The 9,454-nt window shown below is 58.3% G+C and carries 7 protein-coding genes; 2 read left to right on the top strand and 5 right to left on the bottom strand.

Annotation, left to right across the window (positions count from 1 at the left end; translation table 11 throughout):
• Window positions 1–479: PLP-dependent transferase (locus tag WA354_RS16760; RefSeq protein WP_472814169.1), on the bottom strand; the 479-nt coding region annotated here is incomplete at its 3' end.
• Between the two features lie 499 nt (window positions 480–978).
• On the bottom strand, window positions 979–1,932 hold the full coding sequence (cysK, locus tag WA354_RS16755) for a cysteine synthase A (protein ID WP_472814168.1): 954 nt from the start codon (window positions 1,930–1,932) through the stop codon (window positions 979–981).
• A gap of 210 nt (window positions 1,933–2,142) precedes the next feature.
• On the opposite strand from cysK, the gene WA354_RS16750 reads away from it, so the two are divergent.
• A complete protein-coding gene (locus tag WA354_RS16750) occupies window positions 2,143–3,753 on the top strand; it encodes a hypothetical protein (RefSeq protein ID WP_472814167.1) in 1,611 nt (536 codons plus the stop codon).
• 36 nt (window positions 3,754–3,789) lie between these two features.
• On the opposite strand, the gene WA354_RS16745 is transcribed toward WA354_RS16750, so the two are convergent.
• From WA354_RS16745 to WA354_RS16735, 3 genes are all read right to left on the bottom strand, one after another.
• Window positions 3,790–4,323, bottom strand: a complete 534-nt coding sequence (locus WA354_RS16745) for a cupin domain-containing protein (RefSeq protein WP_472814166.1) — start codon at window positions 4,321–4,323, stop codon at window positions 3,790–3,792.
• Window positions 4,324–4,466: 143 nt separating this feature from the next.
• On the bottom strand, window positions 4,467–5,090 hold the full coding sequence (locus tag WA354_RS16740) for a hypothetical protein (RefSeq protein WP_472814165.1): 624 nt from the start codon (window positions 5,088–5,090) through the stop codon (window positions 4,467–4,469).
• A 388-nt stretch (window positions 5,091–5,478) separates the two neighbouring features.
• Window positions 5,479–7,896, bottom strand: a complete 2,418-nt coding sequence (locus WA354_RS16735) for an ABC transporter permease (protein WP_472814164.1) — start codon at window positions 7,894–7,896, stop codon at window positions 5,479–5,481.
• A gap of 417 nt (window positions 7,897–8,313) precedes the next feature.
• Here WA354_RS16735 and WA354_RS16730 point away from each other — a divergent pair.
• Window positions 8,314–9,454, top strand: a 1,141-nt coding sequence (locus WA354_RS16730) for a peptidase associated/transthyretin-like domain-containing protein (RefSeq protein ID WP_472814163.1), incomplete at its 3' end; no start/stop codon positions are given.

Raw genomic sequence — 9,454 nt, 5'->3', positions numbered from 1 at the left:
CACACCGCCGCAATATCCGTCAGCACCATCAGCGGATTGGTTGGCGTCTCAATGTGCATCAGCTTTGTATTCGGCTTGATCGCCGCCTTCACCGCATCCAAATCCGCCGTATCCACATATTGGATCTCGATCCCATAATGCTGCACGATCATGTTGAAGAGCCGCGTGGTTCCGCCGTACACGTTGGCTGAAACAAGCACGTGGTCCCCCGCATGCAGCGTCGCCACCAGCGCATAAATGGCCGCCATGCCACTGGCAAATGCGTGGCCAGACGTGCCGCCCTCAAGCGCCGCGAGAGCGGACTCCAGCCGGTCGCGCGTGGGGTTTCCGGCACGCGAATAGTCATAGCCTTTATCGGTGCCGATGCCGGTCAGCTCAAAAGTAGAGGAAAGGTAAACCGGTACGTTAACGGCGCCGGTCAGAGGGTCAGGATGTTGCCCTGCATGCACGGCGAGTGTGGCGTATTTGGGCTCAGACATGATAATTTGCTGGCTGCTTGCTCCTGGCTTCTAGCTTATCGCGGAGCACCGGTTGCCGGGCGCAAGTGACTCAACGCTGCCATCCCTTTGCGGAAACTCCGCATCGAACCGCCCTATACCCGGGCCACATGGGCACCGAGGAGTAGAACATGGCCAATACCCCCAAGAAATGCGCAAATCCAGCCTGTGGCTGCATTCCACCCGAAAAGCAGAAATATTGCAGCGCCCACTGTGAAGGCATCGGCGACAAAACCGAAATCATGTGTACCTGCGGCCACGATGGCTGCACTCCCTCCAGCACACGCGCCTAGCGAGAACGAATCTCATTCAAGCTGGAAACGCCGGGAAGAATATCGTCTGCTGCGCACGAAAATGCGTGCGATGCCTGAAGTGTGTACACCCGGCCTTCGATGACCAATGGCGGATGAGCTATTTCTGCCAACTTGTTGCGGGGAATTTCTATTCAGCAAACTGCTCCTTATTGCCTATTCCCTTGCCTCTACACTCCGCCCTCAAAGATCTTCTTCGATAAGTACCGCTCCGCCGAATCCGGAATGATCGTCGCCACCCGCTTGCCCGCGCCGAGCTCTCGTGCCAGTTCCGCCGCCGCATGCACCGCTGCACCCGCGCTCGATCCACCCACAAGCCCTTCTTCCGCCGCGAGCCGCTTCACCATCGCGAACGCATCATCATCGCTCACCATCATCACCCGGTCGCACACATCGCGATGAAACGTCTCCGGAACAAAGTGAACGCCAATGCCCTCCACGCGATGTTTCCCCGGCGCTCCGCCCTGCAGAATAGAACCCTCTGTCTCCACTGCGACGGCAATCACCGCCGGATTCTTCTCCTTCAGATACCGCGCGACTCCTGAGAACGTTCCGCCCGTCCCCACTCCCGCAACAAACCCATCCACGCGCCCTTCCATCTGCTCCCATATTTCAGCGGCAGTCGTGTCATGGTGAAACTGCGGATTCGACTGATTCGTAAATTGCCCCGCCATGAATGCGGCCGGAATCGAATCCGCCATTTTGTTGGCTTCGCGAATTGCCCCGGCCATTCCCTCGGCCTCCGGCGTGCGCACTACCTCGGCACCAAACCCTCGCATCAGGATGCACTTCTCTTCCGCAAACCCTTCGGGCACAAACAGCTTCACCTTGTACCCGCGGTTCACACCGATCAGCGCCAATCCAACGCCGGTATTTCCCGCCGTAGCTTCAACAATCGTTGAGCCTTTGCGCAGCAGGCCCTTCGCCTCGGCATCCAGAATCATGCCCAGGGCCGCCCGGTCTTTGATGCTTCCACCAGGATTCAGAAATTCAAGCTTGGCAAATACCCCCGCCGACGAACCCGGCACAATTCTGCGCAGTTGAAGCATCGGTGTATGGCCAACAAGTTGGGTGATATCTGCTGCGACGCGGAGGGGAGAGGTGGAAGGACTTTCGACTGCCATGGCAATTCAGTTTACAGGGACTCCCGGGTTGCTGTATCCCGAAGCCGTGCAATCAGGTCAACGCCGCCATCCGGGGTCCATAACGTCTTTCGTTCTTGGGGTGGGAGCGTCAGAGAGTCGGCGACCCAACTCAAGCCTCATCAGGAGATTCCTACCGGGGAATCCTGCGACACGGCCTAGTATGATCCATGGGTTGAGGAGACGCGGGTTATGCGAAGTGTTTTCGCACTGTTCCTGGCCTTCCTGCTGTCTACAACGGTCCGGGTGGAATGCGCACAACAGCACGATCGTGTGTCGGCTCAGCCGGATCGGATGGGAACAGTCCAATTCGAGACGTCATGCAGTCCTGAGGTGCACGACGAATTTGATCTGGCGGTGGCGACTCTACATTCCTTTGGCTATCAAAAGTCAGCGCAGTTATTCGCAGACGTCCTGAGCAAGGATTCCGCGTGCAGCATGGCGGAGTGGGGCATTGCGATGAGCCACTATCGCGAGTTGTGGGATCCTCCGACCGGAGACGATCTGAGGATCGGCCTGGAAGCAGCCCAAAAAGGTCTGGCGATGGGACCGAAGACTCAAAGAGAGCGCGACTATCTGGGTGCTATTCAGGGTTTCTATCAAAATGCGGACATAGAAAGTCATAGCGTCCGTGCCAAGCGTTATGAGACTGCGATGGAGTCACTGCACAGCCGGTATCCGCAGGACACCGAAGCGGCCATCTTTTATGCCCTATCTTTGATCGCGAATGCTCCCCTCAACGACAAGACCTACGCGAATCAAAAGAGGGCGACCGAGATTCTCAAGCCTATCCTGCTGCAGCAGCCCGAACATCCGGGTCTCGCGCACTACATTATCCATGCCGACGACAATCCAGTGCTGGCTCAGGAGGCCTTGAACGCGGCGCAGCGGTATTCCCAGATCGCACCAGACTCGCCTCACGCCCTGCATATGCCCTCTCATATTTTTACGAGGCTTGGCTTATGGAACGAATCCATTGCCTCAAACCTCGCTTCGGCTGCCAGCGCGCGCAAGCAAAAGATGGCTGGCGACGAGTTGCACGCTCTGGATTACCTCGTCTATGCATATCTGCAAACAGGACGCGTAACGGAAGCCCGCAAACTTACCCAGCAACTTCCTGTTGTTGAGCCGGGCGATGCGGCCAGATATGCCGGGCTCTACGCCACAGCGGCCATACCAGCCCGTTATTGGATCGAGCGCAAGCAGTGGAGCAGCGCCGCCGCCCTTCCATTACCTCCGCAAACTTCGCCAGGGGACGCATACGCGTCGACGGAAGCGCCTCTCTATTTCGCGCGCGCACTTGGTGCAGCCAGGTCTGCGAACATCAAGGCGGCACAGGCTGACATGCAACGCCAGCTCTTACTGCACGACATACTCACACAGCGCGGCGACAACGAGGCTGACGAGGTGAATATTCAAATGGAGATTGTGATCGCCTGGATCAAGTGGGCGGAAGGCGATCACACTGCGGCCTTGCAGGAGATGAGAACCGCCGCAGCCATGGAAGATGCAATCGAAAAATCGCCTGTCACTCCGGGTTCGATCGCTCCCGCGTCGGAGATGTTGGGCGATATGTTGCTGTTGGCAGAGCAGCCGAATCTCGCGTTGGCGGCCTATGAATCGGCGCTGAAATCCGCCCCGGGACGCTTCAGAGCGGAATACGGCGCCGCGGTTTCCGCTGAGCAAGCGGGACTGCGGAGTACTGCGGAGCAGCATTTCCGCAGCCTGCTCATGAATTGCAGCCACGCGGATTCAGACCTTCCGGAACTCGCCCAGGCAAATCACTTTTTCGGCAAAGACTAACATCGGCATCTATTCAGTCCAAAACATTTCGTTTTGCTAAAACGGACAGTTTCCTGGGGAGGCAGCGTCGATCCGACGCGTCGAACCTGCGGGAATGAGTTGAACTGCGATGGTTTGTGCCGCCGAGTCGCTTTCGTTCCTGATGATATGCACGTGTTCACCACCGGGGTCCACAAACGTCATTCCCTGTTTGTAGACATGGGGTGTACAGCCGGGGTCGTCCCCTTCGTAGGCCGTCACCGTTCCCATCGTGACGATGACCATGCTATGCCCAGGGTGAGTGTGCCAGCCTGTGCTTCCGCGCGGCTGCAACGCATTCTGTTCCACGTATAAGTCTGACGATCCCTCGGTCTTCTGCAACGAAAGCCAGACATTCGCTCTCTGCCGCGCATTCTCGAGTTTTGACGGGATGGAGTGGCTAAGCACATCGATTTCGCTGAACCGGCCCACCGCGACCAAAGTGCTTTTACACCTTTCAGGTGTCGTTGCCGAGGCCCGACCGGGTTGACGGAGAGCCGTGATGGAGATGATCGCGCTACACATCGCCAGCCACGTTAGTCTCCTACGCACCGTGGACCTCCTCTTCTCGCCTGGCTACCGGCAATCTGAGTAATTGCTCCAAATACCCGATCAACGTTATGCATGCTAGCGATGATCCGAGCGCGAGGACGGACCGTGCAGGCCCCGTCCCATGCTGGCTAGCATCAATCCGTTTATCGGTGATCCCCAAACGGCTCGCCTGATGCGTCGCGCACCACGCCATGAATGGCCTGTTGTCCGAAATGTTTCGTGGCCGCGAGCCCCCCGAACTGCATCGTCATGTTCGCAGTGGGGACTGAGTACTGGATATCATCCCCTCCCATGATGCAAACGTGCAGTGTGGATGAAGGCGGAGTCGTCTCGAAGGGCGCATTGTTTCCGTTCCCCGTCATCAGGACGACCGTGTCGGTAAACTGAAAGCCCATTTTGGGCGGCGATGAGCCGTAAATGGGGCAGCCCGTCATGTTCCAGGTGATCTTGGCGTTTTTCAGGCTGACGTGATGCGTGTGAGCTCCTGCGCCTCCCTTGGTAGCATCGAGGACGCCGTTAGTAGTCCCATAGCCGGACATCGTCATATCCGCTGAGAAGTCAGCAGTACCCCGTCCCGGGTCGATGTCCATTGACCATTGTCCATGCATTTCATAGGGGCTACCGCTGATCGTCGGATCCGCTGGCGAATAATCGTTGATCAGCCCGCTGAGGTGCACTGGCCTATGATCCTGGGCCAAAGCGCAAGTGGTTGAAACCAAAACAAGCAGTACGAGGATGCGTACCGAAACAGGGGAATTGTTTGTCATCAGAGACCTCCGGAAGCCGGGATTCACCTTCAAATGCACGGTCACGATGTGCCATTTTGACCGGTATCTTCAAGCAGCAATGTGCAGAATCCGCACCGCTTCCTCTCTTTGCCGTCGAATGCCGTGCTTTGCCGTCCCCAGTCACGCTGCAATTTGCGCACTCCAACGAATCGCCATCGCAATGACCGCTTCTCGCCCGATCACATTCAGACGAGACAGAGGCTCAATGAAGTGGCGGGATGGCAGCCCGGGGGGTATTCAACGAGGTAGATTCGGTATTGAACGCGCAGGCCCCTCACCGATGCCCCTGGACCAGGGCCCCATCGACACAGCGAGAGGTAGAAAGCCTGAAGCACGATCAGGACAAATGCGCGAAAAAGCCTGAAGCTCATTCCTCCCGCATCAGTTTCACCGGATTGACCGCCAGAGCTTTTTGCGCTGGAATCCATGCAGCTACTAACCCGAGCATCAGCATCGTGAAAACCACTCCGCCGAGCACCACCGGATCATTGGGCGCAGCCTGGTACACGATGAACGACAGCACCTTCGTCGCCAGAAGCCCCAGCACCAGTCCAGCCACGGAGCCCACTGAAAGCAAAATGAACGCACGCCCCAGCGCCGTCCGCAGCACCTGCTTACGCCTCGCACCAAGCGCCATGCGAATGCCTAGTTCCCGCAACCGCTTGCTCACCGTGTAGGAAGCCATACCAAAGATCCCGGTTACCGCAAGCATCGCGCCCAGCAGCCCCAGCACACCGAGAGCGACCGACGCCACCCGTGCGGCAAACAACGCTGAACCCATAGCCTGGGTCCACGGTCTCACCACGATTGGCATCGCCGAATCAAGCCCGTGCAGAGCCTTCTCCAGCGCCGTCGAAATCTCCTGTGGATCGCGGTTCGACCGCACCAGCAGCCACGTGTTGCTTGACCGCTCCTGTAGAAACGAGAAGAACATCGCCGGCTGCTGCTCCTCGGTGAGGGTACGATATTTTCCGTTTTCCACCACACCCACCACTTCCGCACGCTGACCGCCATTGAACTTGAAATGCCCGCCAATGGCTTTGCTCACCGAACCAAAAACCTTCACCGCAAATTGCCGGTTGACCAGCGCCACCTTCGGCGCCTTGGCGTCGTCTTGCATCCTCAGGTCTCGGCCTGCTAGCAGAGTTGTGCCTGCCGCCTGGATATAGCCCCGCGAGATGTGATAATCCATCGCATCCGCAGCCACATTCGTCGGACGGTAATCCGTGGTGCTGTCGGCGTAGACAAACGAGTCGCCACCCTCCAGGCCAAGCGGCAGGTGGTCCACATAGCCTGCAGCCGTCGCTCCCGGAATGTTCTCAGCCGCTTCCAGCATGCGCTGCTGCATCTGCAGCTCCCGGTCGTCAGCGTAGCCCGACATATGCAGCTCAGTCCCCGCGAGCATCACGTTCTGCGGCACAAATCCGAAGTTGCTATGCATCGATCGCGCCAGCCCGCGCACCGCCACCAGAGACGACGTCACCAGCACCGCGCAAATCGCAATCTGCACCGCCAGCAGAACATCGCGAAGGGTAAACCGCCGCAGTCCCCTGACACTTGCCGCGCCCGTGCGAATCACCTGCCACGGATCGGCACGCAGCACCTGCCGCACCGGTACCATACCGAAAAGCAATCCACTCGCCAGCGCCAGCACCAGCGCCACGATGTAGGTGCCTGCATCCGGATTCACCGGCACGTTGATCGGCGTATCCGGAATCGGTTGCCACGTACTTAGAAAGCGCAAGACCACCACGCCTCCTGCCAGTCCCAGCGCTCCCCCAGCCAGCGAAACCATCACCGCTTCAGTCAGCAGTTGCCGCAGGATCAGTCCCCGCCGCGACCCCAGCGCCAGGCGCAATGCTGTTTCCTTCGCTTGGTCCGCCGCTCGCGCTGCAAACAAGCTTCCCAGGTTTGCACACGCGGCCAGCAGGATCAACCCCGCCAGCAGCATCAGCCCCGCCATGAACGCACGTGCCGGACCACCCAGCATGTCCCCGATCAACCCGGGCCGCGCCAGGGTGAACTTCACACCATCATCGTCCGCCGGATACGTCTTCGAGAGCCACGCTCCCAGCGTGTTCAGATCTTCCGTCGCCTGTCTCGCCGTCACCCCTGGTTTCAGCCGTCCCACCACAAACCCGTTGTGATTGCCGCGTTGGTTCAGCGCGTCGTAGCCCTCGATCATGGGCTGCTCCACCATCGGAATCCACATTGCAGGCGCAAAGAATAGCTCTGTACCCCGAAAATCCGGAGGCGCTACACCGATAATCGTCATCTGGTGCTTGTTGATCTGCACCATCCGCCCCACCACACCGGCATCGCCATGAAAATGGCCATGCCAGTACGCATAACTCAGCACAACATACGGAGCGCTGCCGGTCCCCTTCTCATCGTTGGCATGATAGAAGCGCCCAAGATAGGGCTGAATCCCCAGCGCGTCGAAATAGTTTCCGCTCGCCAGGTAGGGCCACGCAGTCGACGGACTTCCCCCCGTATCCACTCCCACCGGGCCCATAATCTGCGACATCACCATGCTCTCGAACGTCCGGTTCCGGTCCCGCATATCGACGTAATCAGGATAGGAATGCGATGGATACTGAAAGCGCTGCACCTCATAGAGATTCTGCGCATTCGGCACCTTCACCGGCCGCAGAACTACTGCATTCAGTACGCTGAACACCACAGCGTTCGCGCCAATGCCAAGCGCCAGCGTCACAATCGCTGTCACCGTAAATCCGGGTGACTTCCACAACTTTCGAAACGCAACTCTCAGATCTGTCATCATGATGGCCGCCTGATTCTAACTACGGCTGCGCTCGGAACACAGTTCCCATAAACTGCTGTCTGCATTTTTCCGCACCCTTTTCCCATTCGGAACTCTACAGGTCTCCAACGAACCCGCATCCCGTCCATCGTGATCCCGGTCACTCCCAGCGACAAGACTGTCATCGCTGAGCGAAGTCGAAGGATCTGCGATTGCGTTTTGCATCAATCCGCACAACCATGGGGTGTCCCATCCAAGCGCCGCTTGGGTGGGAAAACGCGATTCCGGGGCTGCGTTTTTCATTTTCTTATGGGTGCTCGATTATGATTTTCGTTGTTTAACGTCCAAACAGTGTCTCTCCTGTTTCATTGTTTTTCGCAAGTACCGGTTGTTCTCTTCAAGGTGATTGTTCTGAATCGCTGATTGGGAGTTACTGGATTGCCTGGTCGAACGAATTCTCCATGTGCGCCCGCTCTCTTCATCCTCATGGCGGCGACACTCACCTCCAGCGCATTGGCGCAACTGCGCATATCTCCCACCCAACCATCATCCGAACTTTGCAAAATCAGCGGAGTCGTCCGAGACAGCCTGACAAACCAGCCGATAGAGCGTGCCCTCGTAGACGGCCAGTGGGATGCCATGCTGACGGACAACGAGGGCCGCTTCGAACTCCACCTTCCCTGCGGCGGATACACGCAGCTGCAGGCGCGGCGTCCCGGCTATTCAAATGTCCAGGGAGCGGACGCGTTCCCGGTGCAGGTTCAACCCGACACTCCTGAGATCACTCTCAAGCTGACACCGCTGGCGATCATCACCGGACACGTCTCAATTTCCAATGGTGGAGACCCTGGCGACCTCTACTTCCGCGCCTTCAAGTCCGAGTACAGGAATGGTCATCTCTGGTGGAGTTTTGCCGGGCAGGCCAAAACAGACACCAACGGCGCCTTCCAAATCTATGGACTGGATTCCCCTGCCAGTTACTTGTTATGCAGCCAGCAGGCACAGGAACACTTCGGAGTCGCCCCCATTGCCAGCGTCATCTACGGATATCCCACCACCTGTTATCCATCCGCAATGGGCACCGGCAGCGACGGCCTCTTGTCGCTCGCGCGGGGACAGCACGCCGACGTAGAAATCTCCATCACGCGCCAGCCGTTCCACCGTGTTTCCATTGCTGTGAACGCACCGCCGGGCCAGCGGCAAAACATCGATGTCCACAGCTATAACGGCGCCAGCGTAAACGCGTCGATGCGCTGGAAAGAAGATGACCAGAGCTGGGAGGCATGGCTGCCCAGCGGCGCCTATTTCGTTGAATCACGCTCCTGGAACGGCTCGCTGGCTTATGGCCGTGCCGACTTCAAGGTCGTCGATACAGCCGTAAGCGGAGTCAGAATGTCTCTGCTGCCACTCGCCCCCGTGGAAGTCCTCATCCACAGGTTGATCACCGCCAACCGCAACGAGCAGCAGATAAACGAGGCCGATCCGGGCCTTCAACTTGAGTTGATACCCGTTGAACGCAGCCTGGAAGGTTCCGGTGGCGGCGGAGTCGGCCTTCGCCATTCAGAAGAGGAGGCGCCCG

It is taken from the genome of Occallatibacter sp. (assembly GCF_049802275.1).
GTDB lineage: Bacteria > Acidobacteriota > Terriglobia > Terriglobales > Acidobacteriaceae > Telmatobacter.
Note: the sequence above shows the minus strand (reverse complement) of the source record. Positions and strands in the feature narration are given on the sequence as shown.

What these genes read in the sequence shown, in the direction of transcription:
- cysK (WP_472814168.1), bottom strand. Translation starts at nt 1,932, where the DNA reads ATGGCAGTCGAAAGTCCTTCCACCTCTCCCCTCCGCGTCGCAGCAGAT.
- WA354_RS16750 (WP_472814167.1), top strand. Translation starts at nt 2,143, where the DNA reads ATGCGAAGTGTTTTCGCACTGTTCCTGGCCTTCCTGCTGTCTACAACG.
- WA354_RS16740 (WP_472814165.1), bottom strand. Translation starts at nt 5,090, where the DNA reads ATGACAAACAATTCCCCTGTTTCGGTACGCATCCTCGTACTGCTTGTT.
- WA354_RS16735 (WP_472814164.1), bottom strand. Translation starts at nt 7,896, where the DNA reads ATGATGACAGATCTGAGAGTTGCGTTTCGAAAGTTGTGGAAGTCACCC.